22 protein-coding genes are annotated in these 24,162 nt (G+C 73.2%); 14 read left to right on the forward strand and 8 right to left on the reverse strand.

Annotated features, from left to right (window positions below; translation table 11 throughout):
* Window positions 1-57: 57 nt before the first annotated feature.
* Window positions 58-1,230, reverse strand: a complete 1,173-nt coding sequence (locus AOM03_RS06260) for a 4-hydroxybenzoate 3-monooxygenase (protein WP_062379451.1) — start codon at window positions 1,228-1,230, stop codon at window positions 58-60.
* Window positions 1,231-1,350: 120 nt separating this feature from the next.
* A complete protein-coding gene (locus AOM03_RS06265; protein ID WP_062380124.1) occupies window positions 1,351-2,103 on the reverse strand; it encodes an IclR family transcriptional regulator in 753 nt (250 codons plus the stop codon).
* Window positions 2,104-2,143: 40 nt separating this feature from the next.
* Here AOM03_RS06265 and AOM03_RS06270 point away from each other — a divergent pair, with 40 nt between their 5' ends.
* Entirely contained in the window at window positions 2,144-2,794 is a 651-nt protein-coding gene (locus AOM03_RS06270; protein WP_062379453.1) for a nucleotidyltransferase domain-containing protein, read from the forward strand.
* Between the two features lie 40 nt (window positions 2,795-2,834).
* Here the strand turns inward: AOM03_RS06270 and AOM03_RS06275 are convergent, their stop codons facing one another.
* The gene (locus AOM03_RS06275; RefSeq protein ID WP_062379455.1) at window positions 2,835-3,752 is read right to left on the reverse strand and encodes a LysR family transcriptional regulator; all 918 of its coding nucleotides are present in this window, start codon (window positions 3,750-3,752) and stop codon (window positions 2,835-2,837) included.
* 103 nt (window positions 3,753-3,855) lie between these two features.
* On the opposite strand from AOM03_RS06275, the gene AOM03_RS12695 reads away from it, so the two are divergent.
* Genes AOM03_RS12695 through AOM03_RS06300 form a run of 6 tightly spaced genes read left to right on the forward strand, consistent with a single transcriptional unit; the run spans window position 3,856 to window position 9,021 of the window.
* Window positions 3,856-4,023 (forward strand): hypothetical protein, encoded by a 168-nt coding sequence (locus AOM03_RS12695; protein WP_156157656.1) that lies wholly within the window; start codon window positions 3,856-3,858, stop codon window positions 4,021-4,023.
* Entirely contained in the window at window positions 4,020-4,973 is a 954-nt protein-coding gene (locus AOM03_RS06280) for an amidohydrolase family protein (protein WP_062379457.1), read from the forward strand. The genes AOM03_RS12695 and AOM03_RS06280 overlap by 4 nt, the downstream gene beginning before the upstream one ends.
* Window position 4,974: 1 nt before the next feature.
* Window positions 4,975-6,393: a protocatechuate 4,5-dioxygenase subunit alpha/beta gene (locus tag AOM03_RS06285; RefSeq protein WP_082092201.1), complete on the forward strand. Its 1,419-nt coding sequence runs from the start codon at window positions 4,975-4,977 to the stop codon at window positions 6,391-6,393.
* On the forward strand, window positions 6,390-7,346 hold the full coding sequence (locus AOM03_RS06290; protein ID WP_082092202.1) for a Gfo/Idh/MocA family oxidoreductase: 957 nt from the start codon (window positions 6,390-6,392) through the stop codon (window positions 7,344-7,346). The genes AOM03_RS06285 and AOM03_RS06290 overlap by 4 nt, the downstream gene beginning before the upstream one ends.
* Window positions 7,343-8,317, forward strand: a complete 975-nt coding sequence (locus tag AOM03_RS06295) for an aldo/keto reductase (RefSeq protein WP_082092203.1) — start codon at window positions 7,343-7,345, stop codon at window positions 8,315-8,317. Before AOM03_RS06290 ends, AOM03_RS06295 begins: the two co-directional genes overlap by 4 nt.
* Window positions 8,314-9,021, forward strand: coding sequence for a substrate-binding domain-containing protein (locus AOM03_RS06300; RefSeq protein WP_062379459.1), 708 nt, complete (start codon window positions 8,314-8,316; stop codon window positions 9,019-9,021). Before AOM03_RS06295 ends, AOM03_RS06300 begins: the two co-directional genes overlap by 4 nt.
* Before the next feature lie 184 nt (window positions 9,022-9,205).
* On the opposite strand, the gene AOM03_RS06305 is transcribed toward AOM03_RS06300, so the two are convergent.
* Complete coding sequence (locus tag AOM03_RS06305) at window positions 9,206-10,237, reverse strand: alpha/beta hydrolase (protein ID WP_062379460.1); 1,032 nt, start codon at window positions 10,235-10,237, stop codon at window positions 9,206-9,208.
* Window positions 10,238-10,281: 44 nt separating this feature from the next.
* Between AOM03_RS06305 and AOM03_RS06310 the strand changes: the two genes are divergently transcribed.
* Window positions 10,282-10,815 (forward strand): helix-turn-helix domain-containing protein, encoded by a 534-nt coding sequence (locus AOM03_RS06310; RefSeq protein ID WP_062379462.1) that lies wholly within the window; start codon window positions 10,282-10,284, stop codon window positions 10,813-10,815.
* 183 nt (window positions 10,816-10,998) lie between these two features.
* Here AOM03_RS06310 and AOM03_RS06315 read toward each other — a convergent pair whose 3' ends face one another.
* A complete protein-coding gene (locus AOM03_RS06315) occupies window positions 10,999-11,226 on the reverse strand; it encodes an RNA-binding S4 domain-containing protein (RefSeq protein WP_062379464.1) in 228 nt (75 codons plus the stop codon).
* Between the two features lie 169 nt (window positions 11,227-11,395).
* Window positions 11,396-13,099 carry a DUF389 domain-containing protein gene (locus AOM03_RS06320; RefSeq protein ID WP_062379466.1) on the reverse strand — a complete coding sequence of 568 codons (1,704 nt, stop codon included), beginning with the start codon at window positions 13,097-13,099 and terminating at the stop codon, window positions 11,396-11,398.
* Window positions 13,100-13,201: 102 nt separating this feature from the next.
* Between AOM03_RS06320 and AOM03_RS06325 the strand changes: the two genes are divergently transcribed.
* Complete coding sequence (locus AOM03_RS06325) at window positions 13,202-14,008, forward strand: L,D-transpeptidase (RefSeq protein ID WP_062379468.1); 807 nt, start codon at window positions 13,202-13,204, stop codon at window positions 14,006-14,008.
* A 124-nt stretch (window positions 14,009-14,132) separates the two neighbouring features.
* On the opposite strand, the gene AOM03_RS06330 is transcribed toward AOM03_RS06325, so the two are convergent.
* Together AOM03_RS06330 and AOM03_RS06335 are read right to left on the reverse strand one after the other, a co-directional pair.
* Window positions 14,133-15,848: a hypothetical protein gene (locus AOM03_RS06330; protein WP_156157657.1), complete on the reverse strand. Its 1,716-nt coding sequence runs from the start codon at window positions 15,846-15,848 to the stop codon at window positions 14,133-14,135.
* Window positions 15,849-16,219: 371 nt separating this feature from the next.
* The gene (locus AOM03_RS06335) at window positions 16,220-18,274 is read right to left on the reverse strand and encodes a hypothetical protein (protein ID WP_156157658.1); all 2,055 of its coding nucleotides are present in this window, start codon (window positions 18,272-18,274) and stop codon (window positions 16,220-16,222) included.
* 406 nt (window positions 18,275-18,680) lie between these two features.
* Here AOM03_RS06335 and AOM03_RS06340 point away from each other — a divergent pair, with 406 nt between their 5' ends.
* The 5 genes from AOM03_RS06340 to AOM03_RS06360 all read left to right on the forward strand — a co-directional run bounded on the left by AOM03_RS06340 (window position 18,681) and on the right by AOM03_RS06360 (window position 24,162).
* Window positions 18,681-18,914 carry a hypothetical protein gene (locus AOM03_RS06340; protein WP_156157659.1) on the forward strand — a complete coding sequence of 78 codons (234 nt, stop codon included), beginning with the start codon at window positions 18,681-18,683 and terminating at the stop codon, window positions 18,912-18,914.
* Between the two features lie 105 nt (window positions 18,915-19,019).
* Entirely contained in the window at window positions 19,020-21,944 is a 2,925-nt protein-coding gene (locus AOM03_RS06345; protein WP_227589912.1) for an FAD-binding and (Fe-S)-binding domain-containing protein, read from the forward strand.
* Window positions 21,945-22,136: 192 nt separating this feature from the next.
* Window positions 22,137-22,799, forward strand: a complete 663-nt coding sequence (locus AOM03_RS06350; RefSeq protein ID WP_162197270.1) for an SGNH/GDSL hydrolase family protein — start codon at window positions 22,137-22,139, stop codon at window positions 22,797-22,799.
* Entirely contained in the window at window positions 22,786-23,376 is a 591-nt protein-coding gene (locus tag AOM03_RS06355) for a YdcF family protein (protein ID WP_062379480.1), read from the forward strand. Before AOM03_RS06350 ends, AOM03_RS06355 begins: the two co-directional genes overlap by 14 nt.
* 30 nt (window positions 23,377-23,406) lie before the next feature.
* On the forward strand, window positions 23,407-24,162 hold the full coding sequence (locus tag AOM03_RS06360) for an SGNH/GDSL hydrolase family protein (protein WP_062379482.1): 756 nt from the start codon (window positions 23,407-23,409) through the stop codon (window positions 24,160-24,162).

Genomic DNA, 24,162 nt, shown 5'->3' on the forward strand with positions numbered 1-24,162 from the left:
GCGGGGCGGCGGGGCGGCGGGGCGGCGCGCAGCGGGGCAGCGGGGCCGCAGACCCCCCTACGCGAACGGCCAGCCCGTGTAGCCCTCGGCCAGGTAGGTCCGGCCGGCCTCGGACTCCACCACGGACCGCAGCTCGCCCAGCTGGCGCTCGCGGTCGAAGTCGGAGGCGTCGGGGGCGACGTGCAGCATCGACGTCATCCACCAGGAGAAGTGCTGCGCCTTCCAGATCCGGTCGCGCGCGGCGTCCGCGAAGCCATCCAGAAGCCCCGCATCGGACCGCACCAGCAGCGCCTCGAGCGCGCGCGCCAGCAGCAGCACGTCCGCGACGGCGAGGTTCATCCCCTTGGCGCCCGTGGGCGGCACGGTGTGCGCGGCGTCGCCCACGATCGCCAGGCGCCCGTGGCGCAGCTCCTTCGCCACGAACGAGCGGAAGCGCAGCACGTCGCGCTGGAAAATCGGCCCCTCGACCAACGTGGTACCCGGCACCCGCCGCTGGAGCGCGTCCCAGATCTGGGCCTCGCTCATCGAGTCCGCATCCAGGTCCGGCGCGCACTGGAAGTACATGCGCTGCACCGTCTCGGAGCGCTGGCTGATGAGCGCGAAGCCGTCGGGCGAGTTCGAGTAGATGAGCTCGTCCGCGCTCGGTCCGGCCTCGCACAGGATCCCGAACCACGCGAACGGGTACTCGCGGAACAGCCCGCCGTGCGAGCCCGAGATCGCCTTGCGCACCACGGAGCGCGAGCCGTCGGCCCCCACGACGAAGTCGGCCTCGATCTCCAGCCCGGCCCCCGCATCGTCCACCGCGATCACGCGCGGCCGGTCGCCGTCCGCGTCCTCGACGCCGGTGGCCGTGACCCCGAAGCGGAGGTCCTGTCCGGCGCCGATGCGCGCGGCGAGCAGGTCCTTGAGTGCCTCGTGCTGCGGGTAGAGCCACACGGCGCGGCCCGTGAGGTCGGGGAAGTCGATGCGGTGGCCCGCGCCGTCGAAGCGCAGCTCGATGCCGTCGTGGCGCGCGCCGGCAGTGTGCACGCGCGAGCCGGGGATGGTCGCGAGCAGGTCCACCGTGCCCTGCTCGAGGATGCCGGCGCGGATGGTCTGCTCGATGTCCTCGCGCGAGCGCTGGTCGATGATCACGGAGGCGATGCCGGCCTCGGCGAGCAGGTGGGACAGAACCAGCCCGGCGGGCCCCGCGCCCACGATGGCGACCTGCGTGCGGACGGTGGTGGTCATGATGTCTCCTTTGACATGCGGTGGCGCCCAGTCTGTGACCAGGGACGATGCGATGGTTCCACTTTCCCATTCAACGGGAGTCGCGGTCGGGGCGGCCGGGGAGGCGTGGCGGGTGAGGAGTCAGGCCCGCGCGGACAGCGCGCGCTCGACCTCGGCGGCGGCGCGGCGCAGCTCCGCCAGGGCCGGCCCCGGAATCGCATCCCGCGGCAGCACCACGGACAGCGCCGCCACCGCGCCGCCGAGCCCGTCGCGCACCGGCACCGCGATCCCGGTGGAGACCGTCTCGACGTATCCGGGCGCGACCACGTGTCCCAGGCGGCGCACCTCGGCGAGGGTGCGGCGCACGGCGGCCGGATCGGTCGGGGTCTCGGGACTCAGGCGCCGCAAGGGGCGGGAGAGGACGCGCTCCTGAACCGTCGCATCGGCGAAGGCCAGCAGCACCAGGCCCGACGAGGAGGCGTGCAGGGGCAGGCGGCCCGCGATCCGCGTGATGTTGGCGCCCGCGTGCGGGTCGCTGAGCCTCTCGAGGAACAGCGCCTCGTCCTGCTCGAGGATCGCGAGCTGCGTGTGCTCGCGCAGCCGCGCCTGCACGCGCTCCATCGCCGGCAGTGCGGCCTGGCGCACCCGGAGCGCGTGCGACGAGCGCGTCGCCAACTCCCACAGGCGCAGGCCCACGCGCACCCGGCCCTCGTCGTCGCGCTCGAGCAGTCCCGCCGCGACCAGGTCGCCCACGATGCGGTGCGCGGACGACGAGGGCAGGCCGGCGCGGCGCCCGATGTCGGCTGCGGACTGCACGGTGCGGGTGGGCGTGAAGGTCTCGAGCACCCGCACGAGCCGCTCGGTCACCGAGTCGCCCGACGGGGAGTTCGCCACGCTGGCAGGATGCCACAGCCGGGAGCGGTAGCCTCGGACCATGTCGACGACGACGCCGTCCCCCACGGCGCCCTGGGCGCCCCTCGAGCCCCGCGAGGTCGCGGACCTCCTCGCGCCCAGCGATGCCCGCTGGTGGCTGTCCGGCGGCGCGGCGCTCGACCGCTGGGTGGGCGAGCCCATCCGCGCGCGCGAGAACATCGACGTCAGCACCACGCTCGCGGACCTGCCCGCGCTGGTCGCGGCGCTTCCCGCGGGGTTCAGCGCCTGGGTCACGAGCGGCGACGGCGTCATGCCCCTCGCCGATGCGGCCGAGGACGACGACCTCCAGCCCGTCCTGATCTGGGGGGACGATGCGGGGGCCTGGGTCCTGCGCGTCAACCTCGAGGACGGCGCGCCCCGGGTCTGGGTCTACCGCCGGGACGCGCGCCTCCAGCTCCCGTGGGATCGCGCGGTGCTCGACCTCGACGGCATCCCCACGGGCGCCCCCGAGGTGCAGCTGCTGTGGAAGTGCTTCAGCGTCCGGCCCGAGGACGATGCGGACAAGGACGCCGTGGTGCCCCGCCTGTCCGACGAGGCGCGGACGTGGTGGGAGAAGGCGATGCTGTCGATCCACCCGCACTCGTCGTGGGCGATCCCGGTGCGGACGCCGATGTTCCCCGCGAAGGCCAGCTGGAACCGTTCGAAGCGCTGAATCCTCCGCCGTGCCGGCGCCTGCGCAGTGGTCGCCGTTGTCAGCGCTGAGCGTCGTCGGTGAACTCCCCGCTCGTGACGGCGCGCAGCACCAGCCGCCGGAACCAGCGCTGCGCGGGGGAGAGGTTCATCTCGCGGCGGGTGTACAGCGACACGGGCGAGCTGAGGCCCGACCACGGCAGGTCCGTCACCCGGAGCGCGGGGAACCAGCCGCAGAACACGTCGGCGACGTGGCGGGGCAGCAGGGCGACCATGTCGGTGGCGACCAGCACGGCCGGGACCGTGGAGTACTCCTCGACGGTGAGGGCGACCTGCGGGATCAGGCCGTGCTCCACGAGCGCCTGCGAGGGGAACACGTGGCCGCCACGGGCGGAGACGCGGATGAACCGCCGGCCCTCGAACATGCCGGGGCCCTTGGGGGGCAGCGGGTGGAGTCGCGAGGTCAGCGCGACGTACTCGACACCGCGCACGGGGGTGCGCCACAGGCGCGACGTGTCCATGACGGACACGGTGAGCGCGACGTCGAGGGCGCCGCGGACGATCTCCTCCTCGGCGGCCTCGGCGACCAGGCGCTTGACCACCAGCCGGGGCGCGGCGTTCGCGGCCGCCAGGTCGGTCATGATCGGCGGCAGGAACGTGAGCTCGCCGATGGACGTGAGCCCGAGCACCAACTCGCCATCGAAGGCCCGCGGGTCGAAGTCCGCGCGGCCGGTCACGGTCGCGTCGATCTGCGCGAGCGCCTCGTGCAGCGGGCCGAACAGCTGGGTCGCCCGCGCCGTGGGCACCATGACGTGGCCCTCGCGGCGGAACAGGTCGTCGCCGAAGCGCTTGCGCAGCCGCGCGAGCGTGTAGCTCACGGTCGGCTGGGTGACGTGGAGGCGGTCCGCCGCGCCGGTGAGGCTGCGCGTCTCGTACAGCACCACGAAGGTGCGGAGCTGGTTGAGGTCGGGCACGGACATCTATCGAGTCTCTCTATGGGGCGTTGCCGTCGAATCTATTCGACCACAGTGGCTCGCGCTCGTATAGTCGGGGGCAAGCCCACCAGTGACAAGGAAGTTGCTCGTGATTACCGACATCCCCGGTCGTACCGTCCCCGCCGCGACGGGCCCCTGCGCCTCGTGCACCAACTGCCTCTGCGCATCGTCCGGCACCCGCAACCCGGCCACCCGCGCATCGGCGCCGGTGTCCCTGCAGCTCGCCGCGCCGCGGCCCTCGCAGGCGGCCCGATGAGCGCCGCCGACACCGCCACCCACGGCCGGACCACCGGGGGCTTCGACAAGACCCCCGGCTGGCTCGACTGGTACGACGGCCCGTCGACGCCCACCTTCCGCCTGCCGGAGGGCGCGGTCGACGCGCACTGCCACGTGTTCGGCCCCGGCGGCGAGTTCCCCTTCGCCCCCGAGCGCAAGTACACGCCGTGCGACGCCTCGGCGGACCAGCTGTTCGCGCTGCGCGACCGGCTGGGCTTCGACCGCAACGTGGTGGTCCAGGCGACCTGCCACGGCGCGGACAACCGCGCCCTGGTCGACGTGCTCCAGCGCAGCGAGGGCCGGGCCCGCGGCGTCGCGACGGTCCGCCGCGACGTGACCGAGGACCAGCTCGCCGAGCTCCACGCCGCGGGCGTGCGCGGCGTGCGCTTCAACTTCGTCAAGCGGCTCGTGGACCGCGTGCCCACCGACTCGCTCGAGGAGATCGTCGCGAAGATCGCGCCGCTGGGCTGGCACGTGGTCATCTACTTCGAGGCCGAGGACCTGCCCGGGCTCTACGACTTCTTCTCCGCCATCCCCACCGGAGTGGTGGTCGACCACATGGGCCGGCCGGACGTCGCCAAGGACGTGGACGGCCCGGAGTTCGCCCTGTTCCTGCGCTTCATGCGCGAGAACCCGAACGTGTGGACCAAGGTGTCGTGCCCGGAGCGGCTCTCCGTCACCGGTCCCCGGGCGCTCGACGGCGAGCAGCACGCCTACACCGACGTGGTGCCGTTCGCCCGACGCGTGGTCGAGGAGTTCCCCGACCGCGTGCTGTGGGGCACCGACTGGCCCCACCCCAACCTCAAGGACCACATGCCCGACGACGGGCTGCTGGTCGACTACATCCCCCAGATCGCCACCACCGCCGACCTGCAGCGCCGCCTGCTGGTCGACAATCCCCGCCGCCTCTACTGGCCCGAAGGAGCATGACATGTCACTCGACAAGCCGTACAAGAACATCCCCGGCACCATCATCTTCGACGCGGAGATGGCCCGGAAGGGCTATCACCTCAACCAGTTCTCCATGTCGCTCATGAAGCCGGAGAACCGCGAGCGCTACCTCGCCGACCGCGAGGCCTACCTGGACGAGTGGCCGCTGTCGCCGGCCCAGAAGCAGGCCGTGCTCGACCTCGACCTCAACGCGATGATGGCCGAGGGCGGCAACATCTACTTCCTGTCCAAGATCGGCGCGACCCACGGCCTGAGCTTCCAGCAGATGGCCGGCTCGATGACCGGCATGAGCGAGGCCGCGTACCGCGACATGATGATCGAGGGCGGCCGCCGCCCCGAGGGCGTGCGCCTCAAGGACCTCGACGGCTGGACGCCGCCGTCGAACGAGAAGGCCACGACGATGCGCCCCGACGCGCCCGCGACGTACACCTCCGCGCTGTTCACGTCGCACGTGCCCGCGATCGGCGCCGCGATGGACCTGGGCAAGACCGAGGAGCCGTACTGGAAGAAGGTGTTCGCCGGCTACGAGTGGACCCGCAAGTGGGCCAAGGAGAACACCCCCGACGTGGTCATCCTGGTCTACAACGACCACGCCACGGCGTTCGACTCCTCCCTGGTTCCCACCTTCGTGCTGGGCACCGGCGCCCACTACCCGGTCGCCGACGAGGGCTACGGCCCCCGCCCCGTCCCGGACGTCTACGGCCACCCGGAGCTCGCCGCGCACATCGCGCAGTCCGTGATCCAGGACGACTTCGACCTCACCCTGGTCAACGAGATGGTCGTGGACCACGGCCTCACCGTGCCGCTGTCGCTCGTCTTCGGCGACGTCGAGGAGTGGCCCTGCAAGATCATCCCGCTGCCCGTCAACGTGGTCCAGTACCCGGTGCCGTCGGGCCGCCGCTGCTACGAGCTGGGCAAGGCGATCCGCCGCGCGCTCGACAAGTGGGACGGCGAGCCGCTCAACGTGCAGATCTGGGGCACCGGCGGCATGAGCCACCAGCTCCAGGGTCCGCGCGCGGGCCTCATCAACGAGGAGTGGGACAACGCGTTCCTCGACCACCTCATCGCGGACCCGCTGGGCCTGACCGAGTGGCCGCACATGGAGTACGTCGACGAGGCGGGCTCCGAGGGCATCGAGCTTGTCGACTGGCTCATCGCCCGCGGCGCGATGGACGACCAGTTCGAGGGCGAGGCCCCCACGGTCGACCACCGCTTCTACCACGTGCCCGCCTCCAACACCGCGGTGGGCCACCTGGTCATCAGCAACCCCGTCGCGCACAAGGAGCCCGCGGGCGAGACGTCGCCCGAGGCCGCGGACGCGGGTGAGGCCGGCAACGACGAGGCCGCCGCCGACGGCACCAGCACCGACGAGTCCAAGCCGGAGGTCGTGCACGCGTGAGCAGCGACAAGGTTCGCATCGCCGTCGTCGGCGCCGCCGGCGCCTTCGGGATGAAGCATCTGGACGGACTGGCCCACATCCCGGAGGCGCAGGTGACCGTGGTGAGCGGCACCAGACCCGAGGCGACCCAGGCCGTCGCCGACAAGTACGGGGTGCCCACCGCCGTCGTGGGCTACGACGCGGTGCTCGAGCGCGACGACGTCGACGCGGTCATCCTCGCCACCCCCACCGGGCTGCACGCGTCCCAGACGCAGGCGGCGCTCGCGGCGGGCAAGCACGTCCAGGTGGAGATCCCCCTGGCCGACTCCCTGGCGGATGCGGAGGCCACCCTGGCCGCCGCATCGGCCTCGGACCGGGTGGCCATGGTGGGCCACACGCGCCGCTTCAACCCGTCCCACCAGTGGGTTCACGGCAGGATCGCGGCCGGCGACTTCGCCATCCAGCAGATGGACGTGCAGACCTACTTCTTCCGCCGGACCAACACCAACGCCAAGGGCGAGCCGCGCTCGTGGACCGACCACCTGCTGTGGCACCACGCCGCGCACACGGTGGACCTGTTCGCCTACCAGGCCGGACGCATCGTCCAGGCGAACGCGATCCAGGGGCCCATCCACCCGGAGCTCGGCATCGCCATGGACATGTCGATCCAGCTCAAGGCGGAGTCGGGCGCGATCTGCACCCTGTCGCTGTCGTTCAACAACGACGGGCCGTTCGGCACGTTCTTCCGCTACATCGGGGACACGGGCACGTACATCGCCCGCTACGACGACCTGGTCGACGGGCGCGAGGAGCCCATCGACCTCGCCGGCGTCGCGGTGAGCTCCAACGGCATCGAGCTGCAGGACCGGGAGTTCGTCGCCGCGATCCGGGAGGGGCGCGAGCCCAACTCGTCGCTGCGGCAGGTGATCGACTGCTACCGCGTGCTCGGACAGCTGGAGGAGCAGCTCGCGTGAACCTTCCCCGCCTCGGCCTGGGGTGCATGGAGCTCAGCCACGCGTACGGCGTGGCGCCGGCGTTCGAGGACGGCGTCGCCATGGTGCGCGCCGCCCTCGACGCCGGGGTCCGGCACCTCGACACCGCCACGCTCTACGGGGGTGGGCGCAATGAGGAGCTGGTCGGCCGCGCCCTGCGCGGGAGAAGGGACGATGCTGTGCTCGCCTCCAAGGGAGGCATGGCCCTGGTCGATGGGGTCAAGACCATCGACGGGCGGCCCGAGACGCTGCGCGCGCAGGTCGACGCGTCGCTCGGGCGGCTCGGTGTGGAGCGCATCGACCTGTACTACCTGCACCGGTGGGACAAGGCCGTGCCTATCGGTGAGAGCGTGGGCGCGCTCGCCGAGGCGCTGCGCGCGGGGAAGATCGGTGCGATCGGGCTGTCGGAGGTGGGCGTCGCGCGGCTGCGCGAGGCTCTCGCCGAGGCGCCCATCGCGGCCGTGCAGAACGAGTACTCGCTGTGGAGCCGCAACCCCGAGCTCGGCATGCTCGAGGCGACGCGGGAGGCGGGCGTGGCGCTCGTCGCGTTCTCGCCCGTGGCGCGCGGCTTCCTCGCGGACGGCGTCGCGGACCCCGACGCGCTCCCGCCCCAGGACATCCGCCGGCGGATGCCCCGCTTCCAGCCCGAGCACTGGCCCGCCAACGCAGCGCTGCTGCCGGCGTGGCGGGACCTCGCGGCGGAGGCCGGATGCACGCCCGCGCAGCTGGCGCTCGCGTGGGTGCTCTCCCGGGGTCCGCACGTCGTGGCGATCCCGGGCACCACGAGCCTGGCGCACGCGGTGGAGAACCAGGCGGCGGAGGCGCTCGCGGTGGATGCTCAGGTGCTGGCCCGCGCCGGCGAGCTCATCGACACCGCGACCGTCTCGGGTCCGCGGTACAACGCCGGGCAGGCCGACGAGGTCGACGCCGAGTCCTTCGAGGGCGCCGCATGAAGGCCATCTCCTCGATGGCGACGCGCCACGTGCTCGCGGACCTGGCCGCGGCCGCGCGGGACGTCGGGCTGCCGGCGCTCGACATCGAGTCCGTCGGCGGGGTCGACGCCGCGCGCCGGGTCGCCGAGGGTGAGGCGTTCGACCTCGTATTCCTCGCGCAGGGCGCGCTCGCGCGACTCGCCTCCGCCGGTCACGTGGACCCGGCGACCGTCGTGCCACTGGTGGTGTCGGAGGTCGCCGTCGCGGTGCCCGCCGTGGGCGTCGAGGCGGCCATCGCCCCGGACGGGACCGCCTTCGCGGACGCCGCCGCGATGCGCGAGGCGCTGCGGGGGGCGGATCGGATCGGCTACTCGACCGGCCCGAGCGGCACCGCCCTGGTCGCGACGATCGAGGGCTGGGGCCTCGCGGACCAGCTGGGCGACCGCCTGGTCCAGGCCCGGCCGGGGGTGCCCGTCGCGGCGTCCGTCGCGGCGGGCGACGTCGACCTGGGCTTTCAGCAGCTGAGCGAGCTGGTGGGCCGGCCGGGGATCCGCATCCTCGGGGTGCTGCCGCCCGACTGCGCGATCAGCACCGTGTTCGCAGGCGCGGTCGCGGCCGCATCGGGCGATCCCGAGGCCGCGCACGCGCTGCTGACCCTGATGGCCTCGGCCCGGGTCGACGCGATCAAGACCCGCCACAGTTTCGCGGTGCCCGTGCGGCCGTAGCCCGCCCCGCATCGGCCCGACTGCCCGACGCAGGCCGGCGCCCGCGCCCCGCATCGGCCCCGCCGCACGCCGTGCGCCCCAGGAGGTGCTGAGCGCCCGCCCGACGCGCGCCCGCGCCCCCGGAGGTGCTAAGTGCTCGAAATGCCTGCTTTTGGGCACTGAGCACCTCGCAGAGCGACCGTGATCAGGCGTCCGGGGCCCCGACGGGCAGGCTCGCGAGCCAGTCGACGATGCACGCCTCCACGCGCGGGTCCATCGGGTTCTGCGCCTGCTTCTTGTAGCGCTGGACGTTCGACACGGGCGCGGGCTCGTGTCGCAGAATGTGGTCGACGTCCTTGAGCAGGCGAGTCTCCGCGGTCGAGGCCGCGGAGGCGATGGTCGCGAGATCTGCGGGGTCCACCTGGACATCCTTCGACCCGGTGACGGCCAGCAGCGGTACGGATGCCGCGCGAAGTGCCGGCATCGGGTCGTAGGCCATGAACTCCCGCATCCACCGCGCGTTGAGTCGCGCGCCCTGCACGCGGATGACGTCCTGCGAGGAGCCGCGCACCCGGTCGAGCACCTTGCGCTGCTGCGTCGCGACGTCGGTGCGCATCACGCGCAGCACGAATCGCGCGAGGCCCGGCAGGGTCTTGGCGACCTCCTGGGCCTGCCACACGAGCGTCTCCTCGCCGGTCTTCGCGGTCGCCGCGAGCAGGACGGCGCCGACGAGGCGGACGCGACCAGTCCCGCCGCCCGCGACCTCGCCGCCCGCGACCTCGCCGCCCGCGACCCCACCACCCGCAACCTCGCCAGCCGCGAGCTCCGCCGCCATCGACGCGCCCGCGCTGTGGCCCACCGCGATCACCGGGCCCACCTCGGGCCGTGCGGCCAGCCAGTCGAGCGCCGCCGACGCATCGGCCAGCTCGTCCCAGAACCCCGTCGGCAGGTACTCCCCGGCGGAGGACCCGACCCCGCGCTTGTCGAAGCGCAGACTGGCCCAGCCCTGCGCGCCGAGCAGCCGCGCCAGGTCCCGGCTCACGTTGAGCGACACCCGCTTGACGTTGCCGTCGCGGTCGAGCGGCCCCGAGCCGCCCAGGATCAGCGCGGCGGGGTGGGGGCCGGGCCCGTCGGGCACCATCAGGGTGCCCGCCAGCGGGCCGGCCGGGCCCTGGACGGCGATGTCGTGCTCGATCATGGCGAACTCCTCCGGGAAGGCATGATTGATATCGAACATGGGAATGCTATCGAAAATGATTCCATTGCGCTAGCCTCACTCTCGTGACCCCCGCCAAGAGTGACCTGGTCCTCCACCCGGTGCGCCTGCGCATCGTGCTCGCCTGCTCCGCCCAGGACGTCACGGCGCGCGACCTCGCCGACCGCATGCCCGACGTCCCGCCCGCGACCCTGTACCGCCACGTCGCGACGCTGCTCGAGGCGGGCATCCTCACGGTGGTCGCCGAGCGGCGGATCCGCGGCGGCGTCGAGCGGACCTTCCGTCTCGTCGAGGGCGCGGGCGGCTTGGAAGGGGACGATGCTGCGGCCATGTCCGCGGACGACCACCGGCGGGGCTTCGCGGCCTTCGCGGGCGCGCTGATCGGCGCGTACTCCCGTTACCTCGATGCCCCGGACGCGCGACCCGCCGAGGACCCGGTGAGCTATCGCCAGATGGCGCTGTGGCTGACCGACGACGAGGTGCGCGAGCTCGCCGCCGCGATGGCCGATGCGCTGGCGCCCTTCCTCGATCGCGAGGAGGCGCCCGGGCGGCGGCGGGTGCTGCTGAGCACGATCCTCATGCCCGACGCGCCCTCATGAGCCCGCGGCCGTAGCGAGAGCCCGAGGCCGCAGCGAGAGCCCGCGGCCGCAGCGCCCCGCGAGGTGCTCACTGCCCAAAATCAGTGATTCTGGGCAGTGAGCACCTCCGGGCGCGCACGTGGCGCGCTCGTGGCGCACGTGGCGCGCAGGTGGCGCGCAGGTGGCGCGCAGGTGGCGCGAGCGTCAGCCGACGACTCGCGCCTGGCGGCCCCCGATGGCCACGACGTCACCCGGCTGAAGCTGCCGTCCGCGGCGCAGGTCGACCTCGCCGTTGACGCGCACCTCGCCCGCGCGGATCGCCTCCTTCGCCTCGCCGCCGGAGTCGACGAGCCCGGCGAACTGCAGAAACTGGCCCAGGCGGATGCCGTCGCCGCTCACGGGCACGTCGTCGATCGGATCGGAGGTCGCCATGCCCGCATGCTATCCGGCCGCGGCCGGCCCCGCCCCGCCGCCCCCGCCCCCGCTTCGGCCGAGCGCCCCGCCGCCCCCGCCGCGTGCCGCCAGGCGCCCTGGGAGGTGCTCAGTGACCAAAAGCGCTCAGTTTGGGCAGTGAGCACCTCGCAGGGCGCTTGTCGGCCACCTACCTCCCGGGCGCCTCCAGCTCGATGATCTCCACGGGCCGGATCTGCAGCTCGAGCCCCACCGGCCGGATGAAGACGTCCTGCAGGTCGGCGAGCAGCACTGCGGGATCCGGCGGGTCCCCGGCCCCCGCGAGAGACACCTTCACGGTGTCGTCCTCGAGTGCCACCGCGGTCAGCACCAGTTCGGAGTCCTCGCCCAGCCATTCGCGCACGGCGGCCTCGGCGTCGGACTCGCGGGTCTCGTTCTGGAACACGCCCTCGGCGCTGAGCGTCAGCGGCACCAGCACCAGCCCGGCGAGCACCACGAACGGCGCCATCGTCAGGGCCACCTGGCGCCGCCGCGTGGTGAGCACGTAGGTGCGCGCGAACCCGGTGAGGACGAACACGATGGACGCCGCGAGCACGATCGCCACGAAGTTGGTGAGGAACAGGAGCAGGGCGCCCAGCGCATCGGCCCAATGGCGGGAGCCCAGGCTCACGCCCACCACCGCGAGCGGCGGCACCAGCGCCACGGCGATCGCGACGCCCGCGATGCCCGACGCCATGCGGTGGAACACCGTGGCGAACGCGCCGGCCGCGCCCGCGGCGAGCGCGATGAGCATGTCGACGGTCGTGGGGTTGATGCGCGATGCGATCTGCGTGTTGGCCTCGTAGGTGACCGTCGCCGGCACCCAGCGGGACACGGCCCCGGCGAAGATCACGGACACGACCACGCCCGATGCGACCAGCACCGCGGACTGGAACGCGCGCCGGCCCCAGCCGTTGACCAGGGCGCCCGCGAGCCCGACGATCGGCGTCATGAGCGGGGCGACCAGCATCGCGCCGATCACGACGGCGGTGGAGTCCGCGAGCACCGCGAACGTCGCGATCGCCACGGATAGCAGCAGCATCACCCACCAGGCGCCCAGCTTGGTGAGGCGCTGGGGCTCTTCGAAGTAGAGCCCGTCGGCCTGCGCGGCGCGCTCCTTGCGGCCGATGTCCGCGAGCTTCACCCAGTCCCACAGGATGTCCGTGATCGAGGCCTGCGACGGCTCGAGCGTGGTCTCGCCGGCGGCGCGCCGAACGCTCCAGGCGAGCAGCAGCAGCCCGCCGGTGAGCGACACGACGGCGCCCGTCGCGATGATCCCGCTGGTGATGGACTGCGGCACCAGGAAGGACAGCACGCCCACCACGACGGCGATCGCTCCCAGCGCCAGCCGCGCCGCGGGGTCGCGCTCGTGCCGGTGCGCGATCGCCCCGATGATCGCGACCAGCCCTCGGAAGCCCACGTACATCCCCAGGAGCCCGACGAGCAGGGTGAGGCTGACGGGCCGGTCGATCAGCCACGCGAGGTACGCCAGCGGCACCGCGAGCAGCAGCGCGCCCAGCCCGCGCAGGGCCGTGAGCCAGCGGATGCCGCGCCTGCCGTACCAGCGGCGGCCCGTCACTGCGTAGAAGAGGTCCATGAGCCCGCCGAAGGTCAGCAGGGCGATGGCGAGGGTCTGCACCAGCTCCGTCGACGTGTCCGGTGCGAGCAGCACCAGCCCGCCCGCCAGGATGGCGACGAAGCCGCGAATCGCCGCCGAGTTCGACAGCGCCACCGCGAGGTTGCGCGCCTGCGAGCGCAGCTGCGGGTTCGGGTGGGACCCGGGCGGCGACCACCCGGGGCCGGGGGCCTCCTCGCCCGAGGTGCCCGGCGCATCGTCCCGTGAGGGGTGCTCCATGTCGTCATCGTATGGCCGAAACCCCAGGTGCGTCGCGCCTTGCGACGAGGCATGGACGCGGCGCGGCGCAGGCCCTAGCGTGAGCGGTGTTGAGGGGGTTGCATGCGTCACGTCGCCGTCGCCGCGCTGGTCGCGCTGGCCGTCGCGGGATGCTCGTCGTCCGGCGACCAGACCCCGACCGCGTCGGGCGCGGCCGGCCCAGCCGCCACGCCAGCCGCCACGACCCAGCCGGTGGTGACGGCGTCCGGCTCGGGATCCCCCGAGGACGACGAGGCCGCGGGCGTCGCGCTCCCCGTCTCGCGCATCGCCACCGCGCCCGGCACGACGCTCACGGTCCTGGACGCGCCCGACGGCGAGGTCGCGCAGGTGATCCGCGCGGAGGACGTCCTCACCGCCCCCGGCGCGACGCCGCTGGTCTTTCTGGTCGCGCGGCAGCAGGGGGAGTGGCTCGAGCTGCTGCTCCCGGTCCGGCCCAACGGCACCACGGGATGGGTGAGGGCCGATGCTGTGGTCGTCACCGAGACCGCCTTCCGTATCGAGGTGGCCATGGAGGACTTCGAGCTCACCATCTACGAGGGCCTGGACGTGGTGCTCGAGACGGCGATCGCGCTGGGCGCGGACGGCATGCCGACTCCGGGCGGCGTCTACTACATCCGCGAGTTGCTGCAGCCGCCGGACCCGACCGGGCTGTACGGCCCGTACGCGTACGGGCTGTCGGGCTATTCGCCGGTGCTCGACGAGTTCGCCGGCGGGCAGGCGGTCATCGGGATCCACGGCACGAACGACCCGACGAGCATCGGCAACGCGGTCTCGCACGGGTGCATCCGCGTCCCCAACGCCGTGGTGCGGCGGATGGTCGAGGAGGTGGGGCTGCCTCTGGGCACCCCGGTGGTGATGCTCGAGGGATAGCGGCCGGGAGGCGCCGAGTCGCGGCCGGGAGGCGCCGAGTCGCGTCCGGCCCGGCGCCCCCGGCGTCACCCACAAGAACGCGGCCCCCGCCAACCGGCGGGGGCCGCGTCCTTCCTGGGGGAGGTCAGCCCGTGTAGGTGACCGTGGCCGCGACCGGCGTGGCCGCCGGGGCCGTCACCACGTTGGCGAGCGTCCCCTCGGTCGGGGTCGCCGCGGTCGGAGTGGTCGGGTTGGTCGGGATGCAGCCCTCACCCGTGGGGTAGGTGACCGCCATCAGCTCACCGGGTGCCACCCCGAGCGCCACGTTGGCGTCCCGGGTCCAGCCCAGGTTCGCCGCCGGGTTCTCGACCCAGAGCCCGTCGACCAGCTCGTAGCCCGGGTAGGACACCACCTCGCCGTTGACCACCGAGACTCCCGGCCACATGACCGAGCCGGACGGCGTCGCCAGGCCGGTCTGCGTGTACTCCGAGCCGAACCAGGTCAGCGTCGTCGTGTCCGGCAGCGTGCCGTTGGTGACGGTGATCGAGTAGTCGAGGTACGGGATGTCCCCGCGGCACATGAGCTCCACCTCGACGTCGATCTGCGGCGCCGGCGGGTTCGGGTTGGGCACGTAGCACCGCGGATCGTCCTCATCGAGCTGCGGATCGACCGTGTACGTCACCTCCTGCACCGCGGAACCGTCCTCGAACACATGGCCGGCGTGGGCGTAGAAGGTCACCGTGTGCGTGCCCGGGTCCGTGGGGACCGGGTACGGCGCGTAGTCGGCCTTGATCGCGGTCACGTAGGCCACCTCGCCGTCGGCGTCACAGGTGGCCGGGATGACCACCACCTCCGCCAACGATGCGGCGAGCGGCATGCAGCCGTCGTCCGGGAACGGGTCGCTCACCGTCTCGACCCAGTCGGTCCACACCGTCTTGGACGGGTCGGGCGTCCACGCCGTGCCGTCCCAGTACGCGGGGACCGTGCCGGTGCGGGTCGAGGTGGTGGTCACCGCGAGGCCCTGTAGGGGCTCGACGCACTGGGTGACGTCCACGGTCTCGACGATCGGCGCATCGCACCGGGCGTCGTCGTGGGGCCAGCCGAGCGTCTCGACCCAGTCGCCGTACACGGTGGTGGACTCGTCGAGCACCCACGCGCCGTCCTTCCACATGTGCTGCGTCGTGGCGGTGCGGGTCCACGTCGTGGTGATCGCCTGGCCGGCGAGCGGCTCGACGCACACCGTGTCGTAGACCTTCTCCTCGACCGTCTCGGGCACCGGCGGGCCGTCGCAGTAGGCCGAGTCGGCGGCGTAGTACTGGTCCGCGTCCCTCTCCTTGACCCACACGAGAGAGCCGGTGTCGGGGTCGCACACCTGGACCTTCTCCGGCTCGGGCTGCGCGCAGCCCGGGTCCGTGAACGGCTCACCGGCCTGCTCGGTCCACTCGCCCTCCCGCTTCTCCTCGACCCAGACGTGCTCCCCGCTGCCGGCGTCGCAGACCTTGACGGGATCCGACTCGGGCTCCGGCTCCTGCGCAGGCTCGGCACACCCGTCGTACTTCAGCAGCGACTGGTCGCCCTGGGCCTCCCAGCGCACGCCCTTGTACTCGCCCGCGGGGTAGATGTCCGTGCCGGCGTGGTTCGCATCGGCGTTGATGTGGCCCGCCCTGTAGAACGCCTCCACCGAGGTGGTGAGGCGGTTGTACTCGTTCCCCTCCGAGCCCGTCGCGTGACAGAACGTGATCGTGTTCGCGCCCCCGCCCGGGGAGTCGTGGCTGCCTCCTCCGGCCGTGGCCGGCGCAGCGCCAGCGGTGATCGCGAGCATCGTCAGAGCCGCGGTCACCATGAGTTTCCTCAGCTTCATGGCTTCCTCCCGGCGGGGAGGGGTGCGCGACATCACGCCCCTCAGCGTTCCCCCCGCTACTGCCCATCCTGGCCTTATCGCCCCATAGCGCGCAAGAGCGCGCAAAAGGGAACTTTCGGGGTGCGGGACGCCCGCCACCAGGGACGATGCGCGGGTCGCCTCGCGCGGCGGCGGCCCCCTCCGCGCTGCCCCGCCACGCGGCTCCCGCCGCGCGGCCCCCGCCACGCGACCGCGCCCCCCGCCGTGCGGCCCTCGCCGCGTGTCTCCCAGCAACGCGACCGCGGCCCCCGCCTCGAGGGCGGGGGCCGCGGCCTTTCTGCGGGGGGTGCGGCCGGCGCCGCTCCCTGGGGGTCCTCAGGCCCCGACGGGCCTCAGCCCGTGTAGGTGACCTTCGCGGCGACGGCCTTGGCCGGCGGCGCGGTGGTCGTGTTGGTGAGCGTGCCCTCGTCGGGCTCCGGCTCCGGGTTGGTCGGGATGCATCCCGGGTCATCCGGGTACTCGACCGGGATCAGGACGCTGGGCGCGACGTCGAACGACACCTCCGCGTCCCGGGTCCAGCCCAGGTTCGCGGACGGGTCCTCGACCCAGAGCCCGTCGACCGTGTTCCAGCCGGGGTAGGACACCACCTCGCCGTTGATCACCGAGATCCCCGGCCACATCACCGAGCCCGACGGCGTCGCGAGTCCGCTCTGGACGTAGGTCGAGCCGAACCAGGTGAGCGTCGTGGTCGCGGGCAGCGTGCCGCCCGTGATCGCGATGGAGTAGTCGAGGTAGGCGATCCCGTCGGCGCGGCAGATGGGCTGCACGTCCACGTCGATCGACGGGTTCGGGCGACCGGTCACGCACAAGGGGTCGTCCGCGGCCAGCTGTTCGTCGATCGTGTACGTCACGTCGAACGTGGTCGACCCGTCCGCGAAGGCGTGTCCGTCCTCCGCGGTGAAGGTCACCGTGTGCGTTCCGGGGGTCTCCGGCAGGGTGTCGGGCGCGACGGCGTTGATGTCCGTCACGAAGTCGATCCCGCCGGGGGCCGTGCAGGTGCCCGGGTAGACGACCACCTGGGCGAGCGCGTCCGTGGGCACGGGCAGGCAGGAGTCGTCGGGGGAGAGCTCGGTCCCCGTGACCTCCCAGTCGCCCCACACGGCGGCGTCCTCGTCGAGCACCCAGCTCTCGCCGTCCCACATGTACGGGATGGAGCCGGTGCGGGTCTCGGTGGTGGTCACCGCGGTGCCGTCGAGCGGCATGGTGCACTCCGTGGCCTCGCGCTGCTCCGTCACGACCTTCGGGTTCGGCGGGTTGGGGTGCCCGGGCGAGCACAGCGGGTCGTCCGGATCGAGCTGGGGCTCGATCGTGTACGTGACGTCGAGCGTGGTCGACCCGTTGTCGAACCGGTGACCCTCGTCGGCGGTGAACGTCACCGTGTGGGTTCCGGGTGCGGTGGGCAGGTCCGGCGCGACGGCGTTGATGTCCGTCACGTAGGCGATCTCCCCGGGGGCGTCGCACGTGGCAGGCATCACCACGACCTCGGCCAGCGCGTCGAGTGGCCAGCACTCCTCGCTGTCGGCGGGCAGGAGCCCGTCGGCCTGGTCCTCCGGGACGGTCACGATCTCGCCCGAGGCCGGGTCGCATCGGTCCACCATCACCGGCGGGGGCGGCGGCATGCAGTCGTCATACGCCAGCAGCGACTGGTCGCCCTGCGCGGGCCACGAGACGGCGCCGGTGACCGGGTGGTTGAAGGTCCCGGCCGGGTAGATGTCGCCCGTGTGGTCGATGTGACCCGCCACGTAGAAGGCCGCGAGCGAGGTCTCGATCTTCACGTACGGGTTGGTGTCCGACCCGGTGGCGTGACAGAAGACGATCTTCCTATCGCCCGTGCCGTCGTCACACTCGAGCCCCTCGTCCTCCGCGGGTGCCGTCCATGACGTGACCGCGTCGCCCGCGAAGACCACGCCCGCCGCGGCGACCGCGGTGATGACGTTGCCCTCGATCAGATAGGTGTACGCGGCCGTGTTCGTGTAGTCCCACGCTCCCGTGGTCTCGCACGTGTCCACCCAGGTGGGCGCGGCGGGGGTGACCGGGGTGGGCTCCTCGGGCTCCGGGGGCTCCTCCGGGGCCGCGCAGTCCTCGTACTGCAGCAGCGACTGGTCGCCCTGCGCGTCCCAGGACTCGCCCCGGAACGAGCCGGCCGGATAGATGTCCACGCCCGAGTGGTGCGCGGAGTCGTTGATGTGGCCGGCGTGATAGAACGCCGCCACCGAGGTGGTGATGCGGTTGTACGGGTTCGTCGCCGAGCCCGTCGCGTGGCAGAACGTGATTCTCGCCTGGTCGGAGCCTCCCGACCCTCCTGCGTCGGCCGTCGCCGGTCCGGCGCCAGCGGTGAACGCGAGCGCCATCAGCGCCGCGGTCACCAGAAACTTCCTCAGTCTCATGGCTGCCTCCCAGCGGGGAGGGGTGCGCGGCGTTGCGCTCCTCAGCGTTCCCCCCGCTACCCCTCATCCTTCACCCAACGGACAACCCGTGCAAACGCTACAAACCCTGGTGAAATGGCACCAAGGGACGATGCTGTTGGCGGGTTCTTGGTCGAGCGCTGGGGCCGTCTGGTGAGACGCGTAGAGGCGCCTTGGGGAGGGGCCGTGAGGGGCGTCACAACACGCCCGGCGTGGCCCGCCGGAGGTCCCGAATTTGCTAGATTACGTGCATGAACACCGGAGTCGTGAGCCTCGCGCAGCGCCGCGCGTGCGCGTTCACGTACGCCGTGCCCGATACCTCGCGGTGACCCGCGCCCCGAGTCCTCGTCGCCGCGCTCCGGCACCCCGTTCACCCAGACCACTTCTCTTGAGAAACGACCCCGTCATGCTGCTCGGCCCGCTCACCTCGAACCCCTCGATCCCCACCCTGCCCGACATGCCTCGCCTCGCCTCCGTCACCCCCGGCGGGGACGGCCTCGCGCCGGTCAAGCCGCGCCACGAGCGCCACCACCTGCTGCGCCACCTCAACCCCGAGGCCCACGCGTACGAGCCCAACTCGCGCACGGACCTCGAGGCCCGCACCCTCGTCGGCCTGAAGTAACAGGCCACGCCCTGCAGTAGCAGAACACAGACCCCCGGGACCGGGGACGATGCACCACCCCCCGCATCGTCCCCGGTGCCGGCCTGCGGTGGAACAATGGCGGGCGTGACGACGACGCACCTGTTCCCCGGCGCCTCCACCCCGGCCGACCCCGCCGCCGCCGACCTTGCCGCGGCCCTCGCGCGCGCGATCGACGGCGAGGTGGACCTCGCGCCCCGTCGCCGCGCCGAGTACGCGTCCGACGCCTCCAACTACCGCGTGGTGCCCCAGGTGGTCGCCCTCCCGCGCGACGCCGACGACCTGCTCGCCGCGCTCGCGACCGCCCGCGAGGCGGGCGTGCCCACCACGCTGCGCGGCGCGGGCACCTCGGTGGCCGGCAACGCGATCGGCCCGGGCCTCGTGCTCGACGTGTCGCGCCACATGAACCGGATCCTCGACGTGGACGTCGAGGCCCGCACCGCGCGCGTCCAGCCCGGCGTGATCCTCTCGACGCTCCAGGCGCGGGTCGCCGGCCACGGCCTGCGCTTCGGGCCCGACCCCTCGACGTCCACGCGCGCGACGTTCGGCGGGATGATCGGCAACAACGCGTGCGGCCCCCACGCCGTGGCCTTCGGTCGCACGGCGGACAACGTCCTCGCGCTCGACGCGGTCGACGGCCTGGGACGCCGCTTCACCGCCGGCCCCGGCCGCGCCGGCCACATCCCCGGGCTCGAGGACCTGGTCCGCGAGCACCTCGCGCTCATCCGCACGGAGTTCGGCCGCTTCAGCCGCCAGGTGAGCGGCTACTCGCTCGAGCACCTGCTGCCCGAGCACGGCGCGGACCTCGCGCGCTTCCTGGTCGGCTCGGAGGGCACGCTCGCGACCACCCTCGAGGCGACCGTCCGGCTGGTCGACGTCCCGCCCGTGCGCCTCACCGCCGCCTTCGGCTACGCGGACATGCCCGCCGCGGCCGATGCGGTGGTGGGCATCCTGCCCCACGCCCCCCAGGCGGTCGAGGGCCTGGACGCGCGCCTGGTCGCCCGCGTCGCCGCCGCCACGGGCGCGGTGCCCCCGCTGCCCGAGGGCGCCGGCTGGCTGTTCGTCGAGGTGGGCGGCGCCACCGTCGAGGAGGCCGAGGAGTCCCTCGCCGCGCTCGCGGCCGACGCGGGCGCCGACTCCTGGCGCGCCGTCCGCGACCCCCAGGAGGCCGCTCGCCTGTGGGCCATCCGCGCCGACGGTGCCGGACTGTCCGGCCGCACCCCGCAGAACACCGAGGCCTGGCCCGGCTGGGAGGACGCCGCCGTCCCGCCCGAGCGTCTGGGCGCGTACCTGCGCGACTTCGACGCGCTCATGGACCGCCACGGGGTGACGGGCCAGCCCTTCGGGCACTTCGGGGACGGCTGCATCCACGTCCGCCTGGACATCCCCCTCCAGGTCGACGGCCGGCCCCTCCGTGAATTCATGCACGATGCCGCGGCCCTGGTCGCGTCCCACGGCGGGTCCCTCTCGGGAGAGCACGGCGACGGCCGCGCCCGCTCCGAGATGCTGCCCGCGATGTACAGCCCCGAGGCGATCGGCCTGTTCAAGGCCGTCAAGCACCTCTTCGACCCCGAGAACTTGCTCAACCCGGGGGTCCTCGTGGACCCCGACCCTCTCGACGCGAACCTGCGCCGCCCCGCGGCGCCGGCCACCGCATCGGCCGGATTCACGCTGCCCCACGACCACGGCGACCTGGCCGAGGCCCTGCACCGCTGCACGGGCGTGGGCAAGTGCCGCGCGGACGCGATCGGCGCCGGTTCCGGCTTCATGTGCCCCAGCTACCAGGCCACGGGCGACGAGAAGGACGTCACCCGCGGGCGGGCGCGCGTGCTCCAGGAGGCCCTGCGCCACCAGCGCGGCCTCACCAGCCCGGAGGTGCGCGAGAGCCTGGACCTGTGCCTGAGCTGCAAGGCGTGCTCCGCGGACTGCCCGTCCGGCGTGGACATGGCCGCGTACAAGTCGGAGGTGCTCCACCAGACGTACAAGGGCCGCCTGCGCCCCATGACGCACTACTCGATCGGGTGGCTGCCGCGGTGGCTCAAGGTGATCGGGCTCGCGCCGCGCCTCGTCACCGCGGTGATGACGCCGGACTGGGTGCAGCGGCTCATCGTCCCGCTCGCCGGGATGGACAAGCGCCGCCGCCTGCCGGCCTTCGCGCGTCCTTTCCGGTCGTCCGGGGTGGCCAGGGCGCGACGGGCCGATGCGCCGGGTCGCCTGGGTCGCGACGAGGGCCCGGCCGCGGGGGAGGGGCGCGACCTGTCGCGCCTGGTGGTCCTGTGGGCGGACTCGTTCAGCGACGGCCTCGAGCCGGAGATCCCCGAGGCGATCGTCGCGGTGCTCGAGGACGCGGGCCTCGAGGTCGCGGTGGTCGCGGGCGACGCGTGCTGCGGCGTCACGTGGATCTCGACCGGCCAGCTCGACGGCGCCAAGAGGCGGCTGGAGCACCTGCTGGGCGTGCTGGGGCCGTGGGCGGTCAACGGCGTGCCCATCGTGGGCGTCGAGCCGTCGTGCACCGCGGTCCTGCGCGGGGACCTGGTCGAGCTGCTGCCCGAGGATCCGCGCGCGCACGCCGTGGCCTCCGCGACGGCGACGCTCGCGGAGGTGCTCACGGGCCGGTCGCCGGTCAAGGTCCGGGACGGGTGGCGCGTGCCGGACCTGTCCGACGTGACCGCGGTGGTGCAGCCGCACTGCCACCAGTACTCGGTGATGGGGTACGCCGCCGACCGCGAGCTGCTCGGGCGGGCCGGCGCGACCGTCACGGAGACGGCCGGCTGCTGCGGGCTCGCGGGTAACTGGGGCACGGAGAAGGGTCACTACGACGTGTCCGTCAAGGTCGCGGAGAACTCGCTGCTGCCGGCGCTGCGGGAGGCGCCTTCGGGTTCCGTGTATCTGGCGGACGGGGTGAGCTGCCGGACCCAGGCGAACGACCTCGCGGGCGTACAGGGCCGGCACCTGGCGCAGCTGCTGCGCGAGCGGCTGGGAGCGCAGGGGGCGCAGACGCCTGGCGAATAGTTGCATAAAGTTCACAAATCCGACACTGTGTGGTTACTCGCGGGGCGCGCGGGCGCACTAGCCTGAAGCCAGCCGCGGGGCCGGAGGGGGGTCGCGATGGTCAGCTGGGGGATCGTGCAGGACAGGGTGGCGGCCGTGCGAGCCGCCGGACGGGACAACGGCGTCCCGTCGCCGCCCGCCTACGCTGGCCATGTGAACCGCGCCGCGCTGCTCTCGACTCTTGGACTCGCCCTCGCCGCGTGCGCGGCCGGCGGGGGTGGCGGCGGCGACGCTCCGACGACGGATGCCGCGTCGATCCGCCTCGCCGTGGTGGGCGACTCCCTCTCCGCGGGCTTCTCGCGGGACTTCTCAGCTGGGGACATCGACGGGTCCAGCTGGGTGCCATACGCCCTCGGTGGAGGCGGCGGTGGCGACGGTGACGGTGACGGCGTGAGCTTCGCCGGTGGCACCGCGGTCCCCGGCGCGACCGCGCCGCAGCAGCTCGCACGCGCCGAGCCCGTCGACGCGGACGTGCTGGTCCTCGCGCTGGGCACCAACGACCTCGCCTGGCGCCTGCCCTTCGAGGAGACCGCGGGCGCGCTGGTCGACATCGCCGCGACCGTGGGCGCGCCGCGGGTGATGCTCCTCGCCATCCCCCCGATCGAGCCCGAGATCTCGCCCACCACCCCGGTCTACAACCGGCAGCTGCGGCGGCTCGCGGCCGACCGCGGCTGGGAGTTCGTCGACGCCCCCGCCCCGGTGCGGGACGGCGACGCGTGGGCGCCCGGCGCCACCACCGACGGGGTCCACTACACGCTCGAGTCCGCGCGCCTCGTCGGCGCGACGGTCGGTGACGCGATCCGTGCCGGGGCCTGAGCGGGCGCTCGCCTCGTGGCTGGCGCGGGGCGTGCGCATCGGCGCCTGGTTGCTGGTCGCGATCGTGCTCGCAGGCGTCGTCGGAATCCCGCTGTACGTGTTCCCCGCGCACGACGAGCCGCGCGAGGTGGACGTCGCGTATGTCATCGGCCCGCCCACCGATGCGCGGATGAGGGTGGCCGAGGCGATGGTGGCCGCAGGTCAGGCCGACGCCGTCATGGTCTCCGTGACCGAGGACCCCGACGTGCGCAGGTACCACGGGCGCGCCGCCGCGGTCTGCGACGAGGGAGTGTTGGGGCCCGAGGTCAAGGTCGTCTGCCTCATGCCGGACCCCTTCACCACCCGCGGCGAGGCGCGGGCGCTCGCGGACGAGGCGCAGGCGCACGGTTGGCGCTCGGCCGCCGTCATCACCTTCACGCCGCACATCAGCCGCACGCGCGTCATCATGGAGCGGTGCTTCGCCGGCAACATCGCGTACCTCGATCCGGGGCAGTCTCTTCCGAAGCGCGTGTGGGCGTACCAATACGTCTATCAGACGCTCGCGTTCGTCAAGGTGGCGGCGATGCCGTCCTGCTGAGCGCGCGACGGCGCGAGGTAGCCTGACCGCGTGACCCCCTCCGTCCGTGCGCTCGCGCTGCCCGCCGCCCTGGCGGCGGCGCTCACGCTCGGGGCGTGCACGGCCGCTCCCGTGCCGGCCGTGACGGCCGCCGCCTCGGCGGGCGCACAGCCGGCCGCGGCCCCGGTGGCGACGGCGTCGCCCGAGCCGGTGAGCACTGTCGGCACCGTGCCCGCGGCGGCGACGGTCACCCTCCCGCTCACCTTCGCCGTGGTGGGCGACTCCCTGTCGCTGGGCAACTCCCCGGACTTCGAGCACGGCGTCACGGGCGAGCTCAGCTGGGTGCATCACGCGCGCGGCGACGGCGCGGTCTTCGTGGGCGGCACCGCCGTCGAGGGCGCGCCGTCGTGGACCCAGGCCGACCGCGCCGCGCTCCTCGAGGAGGACGTGCTCGCCGCGGACGTGCTCGTCATGGCGCTGGGCACCAACGACATGAGCGCGGACGTGGGCGCCGCGCGCACCTACGAGGCGCTCGCGGACATCGCCGCGACCTTCGACGCGGAGCGCGTCCTGGTGCTCGCCGTCCCGCCGCGCCGCTACGAGATCGACCCCACCACCACCGAGTTCAACGCCGGCCTGCAGTCGCTGGCCGCGGAGATGGACTGGGAGTACGTCGACGCCCCCGCGCCGGTGCGCGACGGGGACGCGTGGGCGGACGGCATGACGGGCGACGGCATCCACTACACGCGGGCGGCCATCCCGCTCGTGGGCGCGGCCGTCGGCGCGGCGTTGAGAGGCGAGGAGTGA

The organism is Demequina pelophila (assembly GCF_000971175.1).
Taxonomy (GTDB): Bacteria; Actinomycetota; Actinomycetes; order Actinomycetales; family Demequinaceae; genus Demequina; species Demequina pelophila.